The 15523-nt window shown below is 31.5% G+C and carries 12 protein-coding genes; 8 read left to right on the top strand and 4 right to left on the bottom strand.

Annotation, left to right across the window (positions count from 1 at the left end):
* Positions 1-340: 340 nt before the first annotated feature.
* From ACJ6WR_RS20850 to ACJ6WR_RS20840, 3 genes are all read right to left on the bottom strand, one after another.
* Positions 341-2557, bottom strand: coding sequence for a glycoside hydrolase family 3 C-terminal domain-containing protein (locus tag ACJ6WR_RS20850; protein WP_409416370.1), 2217 nt, complete (start codon positions 2555-2557; stop codon positions 341-343).
* A gap of 210 nt (positions 2558-2767) precedes the next feature.
* Positions 2768-4414 carry a DUF6377 domain-containing protein gene (locus ACJ6WR_RS20845; RefSeq protein ID WP_409416369.1) on the bottom strand — a complete coding sequence of 549 codons (1647 nt, stop codon included), beginning with the start codon at positions 4412-4414 and terminating at the stop codon, positions 2768-2770.
* Positions 4415-4739: 325 nt separating this feature from the next.
* Positions 4740-5357, bottom strand: a complete 618-nt coding sequence (locus ACJ6WR_RS20840; RefSeq protein ID WP_039115730.1) for an outer membrane beta-barrel protein — start codon at positions 5355-5357, stop codon at positions 4740-4742.
* 417 nt (positions 5358-5774) lie between these two features.
* Between ACJ6WR_RS20840 and ACJ6WR_RS20835 the strand changes: the two genes are divergently transcribed.
* The 8 genes from ACJ6WR_RS20835 (at position 5775) to ACJ6WR_RS20800 (ending at position 14153) form a co-directional block, all read left to right on the top strand.
* The gene (locus ACJ6WR_RS20835; RefSeq protein WP_409416368.1) at positions 5775-6329 is read left to right on the top strand and encodes a hypothetical protein; all 555 of its coding nucleotides are present in this window, start codon (positions 5775-5777) and stop codon (positions 6327-6329) included.
* 87 nt (positions 6330-6416) lie between these two features.
* Positions 6417-7094 carry a response regulator transcription factor gene (locus tag ACJ6WR_RS20830; RefSeq protein ID WP_039115732.1) on the top strand — a complete coding sequence of 226 codons (678 nt, stop codon included), beginning with the start codon at positions 6417-6419 and terminating at the stop codon, positions 7092-7094.
* On the top strand, positions 7087-8349 hold the full coding sequence (locus ACJ6WR_RS20825; protein ID WP_086895032.1) for a sensor histidine kinase: 1263 nt from the start codon (positions 7087-7089) through the stop codon (positions 8347-8349). Before ACJ6WR_RS20830 ends, ACJ6WR_RS20825 begins: the two co-directional genes overlap by 8 nt.
* Before the next feature lie 71 nt (positions 8350-8420).
* Positions 8421-8855 (top strand): PepSY-like domain-containing protein, encoded by a 435-nt coding sequence (locus ACJ6WR_RS20820; protein WP_052250122.1) that lies wholly within the window; start codon positions 8421-8423, stop codon positions 8853-8855.
* 177 nt (positions 8856-9032) lie between these two features.
* Positions 9033-11447, top strand: a complete 2415-nt coding sequence (locus tag ACJ6WR_RS20815; protein WP_409416367.1) for a TonB-dependent receptor domain-containing protein — start codon at positions 9033-9035, stop codon at positions 11445-11447.
* A gap of 8 nt (positions 11448-11455) precedes the next feature.
* Positions 11456-12199: a hypothetical protein gene (locus ACJ6WR_RS20810; RefSeq protein WP_409416366.1), complete on the top strand. Its 744-nt coding sequence runs from the start codon at positions 11456-11458 to the stop codon at positions 12197-12199.
* Between the two features lie 96 nt (positions 12200-12295).
* Positions 12296-13177 carry a diacylglycerol/lipid kinase family protein gene (locus ACJ6WR_RS20805; RefSeq protein WP_409416365.1) on the top strand — a complete coding sequence of 294 codons (882 nt, stop codon included), beginning with the start codon at positions 12296-12298 and terminating at the stop codon, positions 13175-13177.
* Positions 13178-13322: 145 nt separating this feature from the next.
* Positions 13323-14153: a helix-turn-helix domain-containing protein gene (locus ACJ6WR_RS20800; protein ID WP_409416364.1), complete on the top strand. Its 831-nt coding sequence runs from the start codon at positions 13323-13325 to the stop codon at positions 14151-14153.
* Between the two features lie 375 nt (positions 14154-14528).
* On the opposite strand, the gene ACJ6WR_RS20795 is transcribed toward ACJ6WR_RS20800, so the two are convergent.
* The gene (locus ACJ6WR_RS20795) at positions 14529-15287 is read right to left on the bottom strand and encodes a phosphatase PAP2 family protein (protein ID WP_039119462.1); all 759 of its coding nucleotides are present in this window, start codon (positions 15285-15287) and stop codon (positions 14529-14531) included.
* Between the last annotated feature and the right edge of the window lie 236 nt (positions 15288-15523).

Here is a 15523-nt window from a genome sequence, read left to right as displayed (position 1 = left end):
AGTTTTGGAATTTAATACAAAGCAAAATTATATACTTTGTAATTAATAAATATTCTCGAAACATCAATTATTAAAAAAATTATGTGACTAACTTAATTAAATTAAAAAATTTCTTACAAGTTACGTTTTATAATTAAACTCTCAAACCTTAAAATTAATTTTACTTTTTAACCTATCCTATTTAAACCTGCGAATTCTGTTGCATTTTAAAATATGCAACAGACTTACTTAATTTAAGGCACAAAAAAATCCCGATTACAAAAAGTAATCGGGATCATGCAAACTAACTAACCAACCATTGAAGCCCTAATTATTAAGCTCCAAAAGCATCTTTAGTGAACTATTTTAATTTAAATTTCACTTTCGTTTTAACGTCTGTAGAAGAAGCTCCAATTAATGCCTCAAAATCACCAGGTTCTGCAACCCAGTCATGTTTAACAGGGTCGAAAAAGCTTAAAGCAGCTTTATCTACTGTAATTGAAACTGTTTTTTCTTCTCCAGCTTTTAAGCTTACTTTTTCAAATCCTTTCAATTCTTTGATAGGACGTGGTAAAGAAGATTTTAAATCACTTATGTATAACTGAACCGTTTCTGAACCATCTTTGGTTCCTGTATTTTTCACTTTTACAGTAAATGTAATTTTATCTGCAGCCGTTATTTCTTTCGCGCTAGCGGTAACATTTCCGTATTGAAAAGTAGTGTAGCTTAATCCGTGTCCGAAGCTGAACAAAGGTTTTACTTTTTGCTTATCTGCCCAACGGTATCCTACAAATATACTTTCGTTATAAGTAACTTCTGGACCTCCAGGAAATTCTCCTAAAGCGTGTGCTCCATTGTCTTTTAATTTTACTGGGAAAGTAAATGGTAATTTTCCTGATGGATTAGTATCTCCAACTAAAATTGATGCCAAAGCATTACCTGTTTCTGATCCTAAAAACCATCCTTGTACAATTCCTGGTACTTCGTTTACCCACGGCATTGCTACTGCATTTCCAGAAATATTTACAAATACAAGGTTTTTATTTGCTTTAAGCAATTCAGTTACAATTTTATCCTGATTGTACGGAAGGTCTAATGACAAACGATCTACACCTTCAGCATCTTGATGATTACTTTTGTTTAATCCACCAATAAACAATACAATGTCGGCCTTTTTAGCAACATCTATAGCTTCTGCTAATAATTGTTCTGCCGAACGTTTTTCTGATAAATCTTGCCCAGATGCAACTCCGTTATAACTACTTTCTGCATCTCCTACATATCCACGAGCGTACGTAATTTCAGCTTGAGATCCGATTCTTTTCTTTAAACCATCAAGGGGCGAAATTTCATATTTTGCTTTCAAAGATGAACTACCACCTCCTACTGTCATCATCTTGATTGCATTTTCTCCAATAACTGCAATTTTCTTAGTTTTGTTAAGATTAATTGGCAATATATTATTTTTGTTTTGCAATAAAACAATTCCTTCTTCGGCAATTTTACGACCTGCAAGACCATGCTCTTCTGTTCCAAACGAACCAAAAGGTTTGTTTCTATCCATTGTTGTAAGGAATGCCAATCGAAGTATGTTACGTATTTTTTGATCTAATTCTTTCGTTCCTACTTTTCCTGATTTTATTAAATTCAGGTATGGTTTTGCCAAATAATAGTTATCATATGCATTGCTTGTTCCTGCAGATAAACCATTTGTCCATGTTCCGAATTCCATGTCCAGACCATTTGTAATTGCTTGTTCGGTATTACTAACGCCTCCCCAATCGGCAACAACAGCTCCTTTAAACCCCCATTCTCCTCTAAGAATATCGTTTAACAAAAACTCATTGTGGCAGTTAGGTTGTCCTTTGTATTTATTGTAAGACCCCATAATTGTCCAAGCATCTCCTTCTTGAACTGCTGCTTTAAATGCTGGTAAATAGATTTCGTACAAAGCACGATCATCTACATTTACATTTACTGTATGACGATTTGTTTCCTGATTATTTAATGCAAAATGTTTTACACAAGCTGCAACTCCGTTTTCCTGAACACCTTTAATGTAAGGCACAACCATTTTTGAAGCCAAAAACGGATCTTCGCCCATGTATTCAAAATTACGCCCGTTAAGTGGTGATCTGTAAATATTTACTCCAGGTCCTAATAAAACATTTTTATTACGGTAACGAGCTTCCTCACCTATAGATTTTCCGTATAATGCAGACATTTCTTTGTTCCAGGTTGCTGCAAGAGCTGTAAGCGCAGGAAATGCAATACAAGAATCATTTGTCCATCCTGCCTGATCCCATTCATCCCATAAAACTTCTGGGCGAATACCATGAGGACCATCGGTCATCCAGAAATCAGGAATTCCTAAACGTGGTACTCCAGGCGAACTAAATTTTGATTGCGCATGAACCATTGCTATTTTTTCTTCTAATGTCATTCTCGCAAGTGCATCCTCTACACGTTCCTGAATTGGCTTTTTATCATCTAGATAAACTGGCACTTTATTTTGTGCATTCATTCCGAATGAACCCAATAAAAGCAAAACAACAACTGCTTTAATGTTTCTAAACATAACTACTTATTTATTTTAATATAAAGACTAAACTTAAATTCTAGCTAATCTTAAACTAAGATTCCTATAATTAATATTGTAAAACTAAAACGTTATAGTTTACATAAGAAGTCTTATTATAGAAAAGTAGTGAATTCAAAACATAAGCAACTAATTAATAGATAGTTAACTAATTTTATAGCACAAAAAAAGTAGTAGATTTAAAATAAATTATTGCGTTTTGGCTACAATTAAGCCAATTTTCATAACCATTTCTTCAAAATCATTACGAGAAACTGCAGCCTTATTTCTCGCCCTTGTACGATAATTGTAAATGGTGCTTAATGAGTAACGAAGAAAAGCTGCAATTTTTACACTATCACTAATACCAAGACGTATTAGTGCAAAAATTCGTAGTTCGGTATTTAATAATTCGCCCTGCTTAAGTACAATTTGTTCTTCTTTTATAAGCAAAGAATTAAAGTCTTTTACAAAAGTGGGATATAGATTTAAAAAGATAGTATCAAAGTTCTTGTACAACTCTTCGAGTTCATTATCGACCAAGGTGGTTGATTTTAAAATTTTATATAACTCATCAAACTGTTTGGCGGTAGCCTTCTTGTTTAGGGTAATACGGTAATTTTCTAGTTTATTGATGTAAGTAGAACAAAGACTAAAAAAATGCGCGATGTACTCTTCTTTAATATGATTAGATTCTGATAATTGAGCGTTTCTTTCTTGCAACTGATTATTTGTGTTACTAATATCTGCATTTAGCTTTACCAGTTCTTCGCTTGTTTTCGAAAGTTCTTCTTTTATTCTCGAAACTCTTTTCATCTGTTTGTAAACATAGATTACAGCCACAACAAGAAAAACAGAAAGTATGCTTATAAATAAAAGGTACAATTGCAATTGACTTTTGCTTTTGGCTTCTTTCTCTAAATAGGCAGTATTGATAATCGAATATACTTCGGACATTTGTAGCGTACGGAATTGTACATTACAAAAAATAGCATCTTCGATAGCCGATCTTGTTAATTTATAAGCCGTATCTACATCTCCTAATTCGTAATAAACTAATGCCAATTCCTGGATAGAAGCATTGTCTTTTATAGAGTTTTTTAAATCCGCAGTAGCAGAGATTGCGTAATATATTTTCTTTAATTCCAGATTCTCTTTCTTTTTATTGATACTTCCCAAAAGATAAGCAATCATGGCATATTGCGGATTATCATCATTTGTTTCTTTCAATAATTTTATCAAATCTTTCTCTGTACTATCAATTCTTCCTTCAGAAATATTCTTTTCGGCTAGATTGATCTTGTATTTCAGCGATTGCGGATTTAGTATTGCCAATAATGAATCGCGATACTTTATAACCTGTTCTACATACATCGGATTATAACTATTGGTCGAATAATGCGAGAAAAACTCACGATATCCTTCATAGTAATCTGGAAGTAATTGGGGGGATAATTGCTTTTTGTTTATGCCTTTTAAAATTTCTTCAGACTCGCGGTATCTCCCCGATGAAGAATATAGATTTGCTAATTGCAATTGAGCCGTTTCTTCTAAATCTTTTTTATGAAGTTCATTGGCAATCTTCAGATTCTTTTTTACATAAAAAATAGCCGAATCTGAATCAAATTTTTGGTATTCTTTGTATAAACTCTTGTTGTAATTATACTCTTGATAATCCGTTAAGTCAGTCGATTTTATCTTTTTGAAATTAGCAATACGCTCTTCCTTTAACTCAACATATTTCTGCTTGTTCTTTAATGCTAAATTCAGTTTTACAAATACCGAATCGGCTCTGTTTTCAGCATAAGCAGGAAAGCATACAATAACCAGAAAAAGAAACAAAAGAGTATTTTTCAAAACCGTTTTTAGATATAAATAATTATGATAGCCAAAGATAGTAAAGTGCAATTAATTTTAAAGGTTCTTTCTTTATAAGGCTCATTCTTTATAAGGTTCTAAGAAACTAAGGTTCTAAGGCACTAAGAAACTTTGCGTAATCCTTTGCGAACTCTGCGGTTAAAATTTTGCCACAGATTAAAAGGATTTTTTTACTTTGCGCTTTGCGACCTTTGCGTAATCCTTTGTGAACTCTGCGGTTAAATTCCTTAATGGTAAATCGTTCTAAATGAAAAAAGCACCCAATCATGGATGCTTTTAATTTATCTTGTAAAAGATTCTGTTCTTATTTAAAATTGAAGCTAAATACAGCTCCTAATCCAAACTGATACGAAGCTACATAATCGGTTACAGCTACCGGACCATAATAATATGTCCAATAATAGCTATTTCCTACCGCAGTGCTCACAGATTGCAAATAGGCATTTAGGTTTATTGATAGTAATGAACTTGTTCTTAGTTTTACACCAGCTTTAACATCCCATGCAAAATTAGTATCGCTACCATTTCTTGGTATTTGGACAATTGCAACTCCAAGACCACCTCCTAAATAAGGAGAAACATTAGATGAACCTGTATCAAAATAATAAGTTCCTTCACCAAGAATAAAATTAAAAGTTGATTTATCATCACCTGCATTAATTTGATTTCCTAATATGTATATAGGTAAATCAACCTGCTGTCTTAAATATTTTAATTCGACAGAAGCGTTCTTTGTAATAAAATACTCAAAACCAGCACCATACTCAAATCCATCACCTACTTCTCCAGAGGAATTATAATACGATACTTTATCAGAAAAAGTATATCCTCCGTATAGGTTAAGGGAAAAAGAATTTGCGTCTTGGGCTTTCACTCCCATCGACACTAAAAAAACAACAAATAATAGACTGAAATGTTTCATAATTTTTGATTTTGATTATTAAAATGTAATTCCGTTTGGGGCAATAAAATAATTACAATCCTAAAATTAATCTTACTTTTTTAATCAGCCTATTTTTCTCAAATAAGTATGTTTCATTTTCTAAAATGGAACATAATTTGCCTAAAATCTCCAAAAAAAACTAAAAATTTGCGTTTTAAATAGTTAGTATTTTCCATCTAAAAAAATAAAAATTTAATTCTTTAATTTATCCCAAAAAGTCTTATTAATTTATAACTTCGGTTTTTTTGACCAAAAATCAGGCGCGTCAAGTCAATATTTACGAAAGAAAAGGAAAAATATTTTTTTATATGATTTACAAGAAATCACTTAAAGCAAAGAATAGAACAGAGCCTGTTTTAATAAGAACATTATAAAATATCTAAAAACAAAAAAACAATGCACAAGATTAGTACGCTAAGATTTACATTCCTATTACTATCAGCCATGACGATAACTTTAAATGGAAATGCACAATCTAATAAAGGATTAATATCTCCATCAAATGCTACAATAAATAATGCAGCTAATAAGCAAAAAGTAGAAAGTCAAAATCAGGAAAATGCAAAAAAATGGTTGATAAAAACTATTGAAACCAATTTTAATAAAGACACTTATGAAATGAGTGATATGACAACCAAAACCTATGCTCAGTATAAAAGTGATGCCATAAATATTGAGTATGATAATGGACTAACAGAGGAGTCTTTTAAAAAGAAATGGAAAAGTAAATTTGACACCAAATATGTTGGCATGAATGGTTTTCTTGTTCCAACACAAGATTATGGAAAAATAAAAGTATCTAGCTGCAAATTATTATATGTAATAAAAGACAAAGGCTTTGTTTTTGAAACCATAATTAAAGATCTTACTTTTAAAACAAGTTATAAAAGAGATATAAAAGTGATTCCATCTGGCAAATCATTTTTAATAGCCGATGTTAAGGAATATTAATAAAAAATGAAACATATTTTCTTTATTAAAAACCAAGCAAATTTATAAATTCAGATTTCATTCAAAATTGAATTAGTAAATTGCAGTATGAAAATTTTAATAATAGAAGACGAATTAGAAATAGCTGCAAGTATAAAAAGCTATTTTAAGCCCAATGGTATTCATTGTGAGACATCTGGAACATACAAAGATGCTCTTGATAAAATCAATGCTTATGATTACGATTGTGTATTATTAGACTTGATGCTTCCTGATGGAGATGGTTTTGACATCTTAAAAGAATTAAAAAAAAGAAATAAAACCGAAGGCGTTATTATTATTTCTGCCAAAGAAACACTGGATACCCGAATTGAAGGTTTTAACCTTGGAGCCGATGATTATTTGACTAAACCATTTCATTTATCTGAATTACTAGTACGAATTCAAGCGCTTATTAGACGTAAAAACTTTAAAGGAAATAATAATGTTATCTTTAATGAAATTGTCATTGATATTCTTTCTAAAACTGTCACAGTAAACAATACCAGACTAGATATCACAAAAAAAGAAATAGACTTATTACTATTTTTAATTGGTAATGAAACCAAGGTACTATCCAAAGGTGCTATAGCCGAACATCTTTCGGGAGATATGGCGGATATGCTCGACAATCATGATTTTGTTTACGCGCATATAAAAAACTTAAAAAAGAAACTAAACAATGCAGGAAGTGGCGATTATATAAAAACGGTGTATGGTTTAGGATATAAATGGGATAATGAATAAGAAACTTTTAAATAAAACAACGACCAGTTTTTTGATATTTTCAGTTTTTATACTGTTAATATCAGTTCCTGTTTTTTACTACATTACCGAGCGATTGTACCTGGAGGAAACCGATGAAACGCTCACTTTGCATAAGGATGAATTCTTAAAAAATGAGTTATCAAAATTTGATAACAAAGACATCGCTTTATGGAATAAATACAATCGAAACGTTCAAATTATTCCATCTCATATTGCTGTTAAAGACACCATTTTTAATAAAGTTTATTTTGATGAACTAGAAAATGAAAATGAACCTTACAGAGAACTTAATGCTCCAATTATAATAAATGGACAACCATACACTTACATAGGAAGAATTAACCTGATAGAGACTGAAGATTTAGTAACTAGCATTGCTATGTTATTTCTCGTTGTAATTATCATTTTACTTTTAGGGATATTAATCATTACCAAAATTTCGTCCAGAAAACTTTGGAAACCATTTTACGATACGCTAGACCAAATTCAAGGATTTGAAATAGACAAAAATAAGACCCCTCGTTTTATGGATACTGATGTAGAAGAATTTGACCGTCTTAATAAAAGTCTTAATCGTCTTATCGAAAAAAATACTGATATTTATAACAATCAGAGAGAATTTGTCGAGAATGCTGCACATGAGTTACAAACCCCATTGGCACTTTTTCAGACAAAAATTGATACCCTTTTTCAGCTTGATATAACCCAAGAACAATCGGAGGTTTTAAGTTCTCTAAACAAAGATGTTTCCAGGCTTAATAGACTTAATAAAAATCTTTTGTTATTATCTAAAATTGAAAACGAAAATTATCTCGACAAGCAACCTATTGTTATAAATGAGTATTTAAAAAAGCATCTCGATTTCTTTACAGAACAGGCAAAGGCTAAAAACCTCAACATTGTTATCGAATATACCGAAAAACTAAAAATAGAAGGAAATCCATCGCTAACAGAAGTACTTATTAATAATTTGTTTCTTAATGCTATTAGACACAATATTAAAAACGGAAAAATTAGCATTATAATTACTGGCGATTCTATTACGTTTTTAAATACTGGTCAGGAAACACCATTGGTTGTCGATAAATTATTCAATCGTTTTTCTAAATCAAATCCTTCATCACAAGGCAACGGACTAGGAATGGCGATTATAAAGAAAATAACTGAAATAAGTCATTGGAAAATAGACTACGCATTCGAAAATAATTTGCATCGTTTTACCGTTAAATTCTAAAAATTCAAACTTCCTACAGATTCCAAGAGTAATTTTGAAGTAGATATTCATCAATCAAAAAATAAAAAAATATGAAAACCTCAATACTAACACTTTTTGCAATACTAACTTCGGCTTTTGCAATGGCACAGGCTCAGGATTTAGACCCAAAAGATGTTCCTGGAATTGTAAAATCGACTGTTTTAATAAAATTTCCAGATGCAACAAATATAAAATGGGAAAAAGAAAAGGATAATTACGAAGCCTCATTTATTTATGAAAAACAAGAACAATTTGCTTTATTAGATCCTTCTGGAAACCTCATCGAAACCGAAATAAAAATAACGAAAGATGATTTGCCTAATAGTGTTTTGCCATACGTTAAAGTTAATTACCGTCGCAAAAAAGTTAAAGAAGTCTCTAAAGTTAAAGACGCAAACGGCAAAGTTTTTTATGATGTAGAAATCTATAAAAAAGATATACGATTTGACCATAAAGGAAATTTCGTAAAAGAAATCGACGAATAACCTACATCTTTCGTCTAGAGAACGTATCAGAATCTCCCTAGTCCTGATACATTTTTAACTGAAACACATTTTTAAAAACAGAATTTACAAATGCTATATAGAGTAATCATCTATAACTAGCAAAGGAATCTATTTGCCTATTTTTTTGGCAAAACAAATCATTGAATACCATATAAAATGAAAGCAAAAATAATTTTGTTGCTTGCTCTGGCTCTATTTATAGCTACAAAAGTAACAGCACAAACCAAAACGGTTACCATATCTGGAATAATAAAGGATAAGACTTTAAAGACTTCAATACCTTATGTAAATATTGTTTTAAAATCATCCAAGAATCAAACATTTATTGCAGGAACAGTTAGTAACGAAGAAGGTCGTTTTACATTATCGAATATTAACTCTGGGAATTATATCTTAGAAATTAGTTTCTTAGGATATAAAACAAAAAATCAATCCTTATATGTAGGAACATTATCTGAATTTCTTGATTTATCCAATATAGAACTTGAGGAAGATATAAACACATTAAATGAAGTGGTTGTAAAAGCATCTAAAACCGATGAAGTATCGGCTAAAATGGATAAAAAAGTTTTCTCGGTAGCCGATAATATTACCCAAAGTGGTGGTTCGGTTTTACAATCTATGCAAAGTCTTCCCGGCGTTACTGTACAAGACGGAAAAGTACAATTGAGAGGCAATGATAAAGTAATGGTTCTTATCGATGGGAAGCAAACTGCGTTGACTGGTTTTGGTAATCAATCGGGATTGGACAATATTCCTGCATCAGCAATAGAGAAAATAGAAATCATAAATAATCCTTCGGCTAAATTTGATGCCAATGGTAATGCAGGAATTATTAATATTATTTACAAAAAGAATAAACAAGAAGGTTTTAACGGAAAAATAGGTATTGCATCTGGATATGGTTCTTTATGGGAACGTAAAGCTAATTTGCCAACCATACGACCACAATACCAGGTTACACCAAAAATTAATCCTTCGCTTTCGCTAAATTATCGCAAAAACAAAATTAACGCCTACTTACAAGCCGATTATTTATATACCGAAACGCTCAATAAAAATGAGTTTGTTACCCGAACTTATGATGATGGTACTATTATAAACCAGCAAACAAAGAGAAATCGCAATACCCATTTTACAACTATTAAAACTGGACTTGATTGGAATTATAATGAGCAAAATACATTTGCATTCTCAGGTATGTTTGGGAGCGAAAAGATTATTGATAATGGCGATGAACCTTTTTTTAATCAAGACTATTCGGAACGTTTACGATTATGGCAATTTCTAGAAGATGAATTAAAAACAACAGCAATGGTTTCGGCATCCTACCAACATAAATTTAAAGAAGCTGGTCATAAATTAAACGCAGGAATTAATTACACCTATCACAGAGAAGACGAGAAGTATTTCTTTGATAATATTATGCCCACCTTTACAGGAAAAGATTCCTTTAAACTACTATCTGATGAAAAAGTAATCGATATAAATGTCGATTATATTCAGCCTTTAAAATACGGTCGTTTTGAAACTGGATTAAAATTCCGAAACAGAGAAATCCCTACCAATATGCAATTTTTCCCTGGTATAAATTCTCCTTTGGATCCAAATGCTGGTGGTTGGGCAACCTACAAAGAAATTATTCCGGCATTGTACGGAAACTATATATTCGAAAATAATAAAATCGAAGCCGAAGCTGGTTTACGTGTCGAATATGTTAAGTTACAATATGACGTAAATCCCAACCATCCTACATACAAAAGTGATGGTTACGATTATACACAGCCCTTCCCTAGCCTTCGATTTGGTTATAAAATAAATGACAAGAATAAAATAACGGCTTTTTATAATCGTAGAGTCGATAGACCAAGTGAAGTAGATATTAGAATTTTTCCTAAATATGATGATGCCGAAATTATAAAAGTGGGGAATCCTGCCTTAAAGCCACAGTTTACAAGCGCATTTGAACTTGGTTACAAAACGAACATTAATAAAGGTTATTTATTTGCATCGCTTTACCATCGGTTTGTAAACGGTACTATAAGCCGCATAGCAACCACAGCGCCAGATAGTAATCTTATTTATAATGTTTTCCAGAATGCAAACAGAAGCTCATCTACAGGCATAGAAGTAGTATACGCTAAAGAAATTAACTCTTGGTATTCTTTTAATTTAAACGGAAACGGATATCAAAATGATATAGAAGCATTTACTGTTACCAATTTATATCCTGTACCAACAACCTATTTTGGGAAAAGACAACAGATTTTTTCTGGAAATATAAAGTGGAACAATACTTTTCAGTTAAATAAATCTACCAGTGGTCAATTATCTGCCGTATATCTTGCACCAGACATTATTCCGCAAGGAAAAATAAACTCTCGTTTCTCAATAGATTTGGGCGTTAAAAAGACGGTTCAGAAAGGAAAAGGCGAAATTTTTCTTAATGCCACAGATATCCTAAATACACTTGTAATCAAGAAAGAGATTCAAGGCGATGGCTTTAGCTATAACAGTCGTGATTACTACGAAACACAAGTTGTACGATTTGGTTACAGTTATAAATTTTAAGAAGTACAATGAAAAAATTGCCAGAAATTACAATCGCATTTTGGATCATGAAGATTTGCGCCACAACATTAGGAGAAACCGCAGGCGATTTAATGTCTATGACGCTAAATATGGGTTATGGCTGGAGTTCTATCATTCTTTTATTCTTATTTGCAGCTGTTCTCATTGGGCAATTAGTTTCAAAAAAACATATTCCGCCACTTTATTGGGCAGTAATATTAGCAACCAGTACAGCCGGAACAACCATGTCAGACTATATGGATCGTACTCTTGGCCTTGGCTATGCCAAAGGGTCGGCAATACTAATCATACTCTTGCTAACGGTTCTTTTTGGTTGGAAAAAAACCGAAAATTCATTAAATGTTACAACCATAAATAGTTTCCGGGCAGAAACATTTTACTGGACTGCAATCCTTTTCTCCAATACTTTAGGAACTGCTTTAGGAGATTTTCTTGCCGATAATACAGGTCTGGGTTTCTTGGGCGGTGCATTACTAATAGGGAGTTTACTCTTACTCATGATTTTAGCATATTATTTTCTTAAAATCTCACATATAGTATTATTCTGGCTCGCATTTATACTCACACGCCCATTTGGAGCTACATTTGGAGATTTACTTACCAAACCAGTCGAAAAAGGAGGTTTAAATTTGGGGACTATTGGTTCTTCCTCACTCCTATTTGTCATTCTTTCTGGTTTGATAATTTTTTCTACTTTTAAAGACCAGCAAACGAAAAGGATAGATACCTAAAATTAATTCAGAATTTGATTAGGAACTTTAAGCCATTTTATTCATAAAAACACTAGATTGCGCACTATATTTTTTACAAAAAAATTAAAATAAATAATGACATATATTCACTTTATAGTTAACCCAATTTCGGGCAATGGTAAACACAATATTACAGGAGATTTTTTAAGAGATTCTTTCCCTAGTTCTGAATTTAAAATCGAAATTGATTACACAAACCACAAAAAACATGCTATCGAATTAACGAAAGCTGCTGTAGCTAATAATCCAGACTATATCGTAGCTTGTGGTGGTGATGGTACTATAAATGAAGTTGCTTCTTGCCTTATTGGTACTACTATAAAATTAGGAATTATCCCTGTGGGTTCAGGAAATGGTTTAGCATCTAATCTAAATATTCCAAGAAAATTTGAAAAAGCAATCGAAATCATCCGTAAAGGAACCGTTTCGACTATAGATGTTGGTAAAATAAACAATCAATATTTTTTTAGTAATACAGGAATCGGAATCGATGCAATGATTATAAAAAAATATGAGAACTCAGGCAAACGTACGCTTATCGCTTATGTAAAAGCAGCATTATCATCTAGTCTTGAATTTAAAACTCAAGAAACAAAACTATCTTTTGATAATAAAGAGATAATTGCAAATCCGTTTTTATTATTCATTTCAAACTCTAACGAAATGGGATATAATATGAGCTTAACGCCAAAGGCAAGTCTTAATGACGGCTGGCTGGATATGATAGTAGTACCTAAATTATCGTTTCTTGAAAAAATGACACTTGGTTACCATGTATTACGTAACACTGTCGAAAAATTTAAAAAAGCCCAACATACATTAATACAAGATTTAACGATAGAAGTTCCTGTAGCAACATCTCTAGATGCGCAAATAGATGGAGAATCTTATAATCTTAAAACCAATAGCATAAAGGTATCTATCATTAAAAATGGACTTACCGTTATTACCGACTAGAGAAAATCATAGCATTTTTTTACTATTCTTACTATAAGCCTCAATAAAATGAGGCTTTTATTTTTTATGCTTTATATAACATAGGTTTTTTGATTATATTTGAAAGCTAAATCGATTTATTAACAACTATTATTTCATTGCAATTATGGATCTGAAACTTTTCATTCCTCAAAGTAAATTATTGCAAAATTATATCGATTATTTTTATATTCTAAAAAAAGCTCCAGATACAGAAAACGTTCGCTATTATACTTTTCCTTACGTAAACTCTATTGTTTCTATTAATCAATATCCAGAGTTTATATTCGAAAAGAACAAACTAACCGTTGATAAAAACATCAATAATCCGTTACTAGCCACGCTTATATGCGGATATACAAAACCAATTGAAATAAGCATTCCAGGTTATATTCACGAAATCACGATTAGTTTTAAGCCATTAGGATTAAATGCTTTTTTAGAAAAAAACCTCAACTTTTATAACGGAAAATCCTTCTCGTACTTTAATCCGTTTAGTGATTTTAGTGCTTCGATGTCGGATATTATGAATACCGTTTTAGCAGAAGATAAAATAAAAAAATTAGAACAATATTTCATTAGTAAATTCAAAGGATTTAGTCATCCTTTTTTAGGGTCAATCCTTAAGGATATGCAAAATAGCGAAGGTAATTATACGATTAAAGACCTTGCCGATAAATATAAAATAAGCCGTAAGACGTTATGTAAACATTTTGAAATACATATAGGCAAAACACCATCTGAACTACGTAAAATCATTAGGTTTCGGCAAGCAATGCACCAACAAATGAATATGCGTACAAAGAACAATTTTTCGGATATTACTTATCAACTTGATTTTTTTGATCAATCGCATCTTATCAAAGATTTTAAATCAATAACAGGCTTTACGCCTAAGTCATTTTTCAACAGAATAACGGCTCATGAAGACGGAAATATTAATTGGTTGTATATATAATTACTTAGGGTTACATTTTTACAATTTTAGAAGAATACAACTAGATATTTTTGTTAGATAATTCCCATATTTCATAATCACAATCAGTATGCTTGTATCACTAATTACAATCTTATTTAGGATGATCTTAAATCTGATTTAGGAAAAAACGGAAACAAATTTAACCTCATAATAGACCAGAAAACCAGTAGATTGAGAAAAATGCAAAAATAGAGCCGCGCTATTTTTGCATTAATTTTTTAGGAGAAGCAATATACTCTTAAAATTAGGGCAAAAAGCTAACCCTAAAAGTTATCTAAATCCATTTAAATAAAACTTTTACAAAACTTATATTTCCTTAAATTACTTACATGGTTTTAAACAAAACTATATGTTCTAAAACCCCATTGCAAACCCAAACCCTATTTGTTTGCCATTATAAAAAGGAGTAATTACCGAAGTAACCCTTTTTTCTCGTTCTCCAAAAATTTTCTTAGTTACATAAGGACTTACCCAATATGCGATTTTTGTACTTAAGATACCAATTCCTGCACCTGCAGCAACATCAGTAAGCCAGTGTCTGTCGTTTACCATCCTAAATATTCCTGTTCCTGTTGCAACAGCATAACCCGCAATACCGTACCATATCGACTTATCTTTATATTCCTGATATAAGAATTCGGCTCCCGCAAAAGCAGTTGCAGTATGTCCCGAAGGAAATGAATTGTTTGAACTTCCGTCTGGCCTTTCGACCTTTGTAATAGATTTTAACGCTAATATGGTAGCTGTCATAATTACATAAGATGTCCCTAAGATTATAGTTCTGTCTTTTAAATTATTCTTTCCTTGAACACCTAATCCATTCAGGGCATAAACAGAAACTGCCGGAGCATACTGCGAAAAGTCATCAATTGTAATTCTGGTATCAATATCCTCTTTTACTTCATCATGAATTTGAGAATTAAAACCTTTTAACTGATCACTTTCAAGACCTATAATCCCATATCCAATTAAAACACCCGGAATAATAAGCTGTTTGTAATTGAATTTCAAATTCTGAACCGTATCATTTTTCACAGTTACGGTATCTTTTACAGTATTTTGAGCTTTAAGAGTTATAACGCTCAACAATGAAAACAGAATGATTTTTAGCATTTTTTAAAAGATTATAAATTAATAATACACAAGTGAATAAATAAACAAGCGTAATTTTTCTTCATAACAACTATTTAAAATGTTTTGGGTTTTATAAATTCAATGCTAAATATTAAACAATACCAATGTTGTATTGTACTACAAATTTCATATCCAATTTTGAATAAATTCTGCATTTTGAATAAACCTTCTATCTTTTTAATTAATATCTTCGCTAAGTCCTAAACCATAAGACG

The organism is Flavobacterium sp. PS2 (assembly GCF_046250155.1).
Lineage (GTDB): Bacteria > Bacteroidota > Bacteroidia > Flavobacteriales > Flavobacteriaceae > Flavobacterium.
Note: the sequence above shows the minus strand (reverse complement) of the source record. Positions and strands in the feature narration are given on the sequence as shown.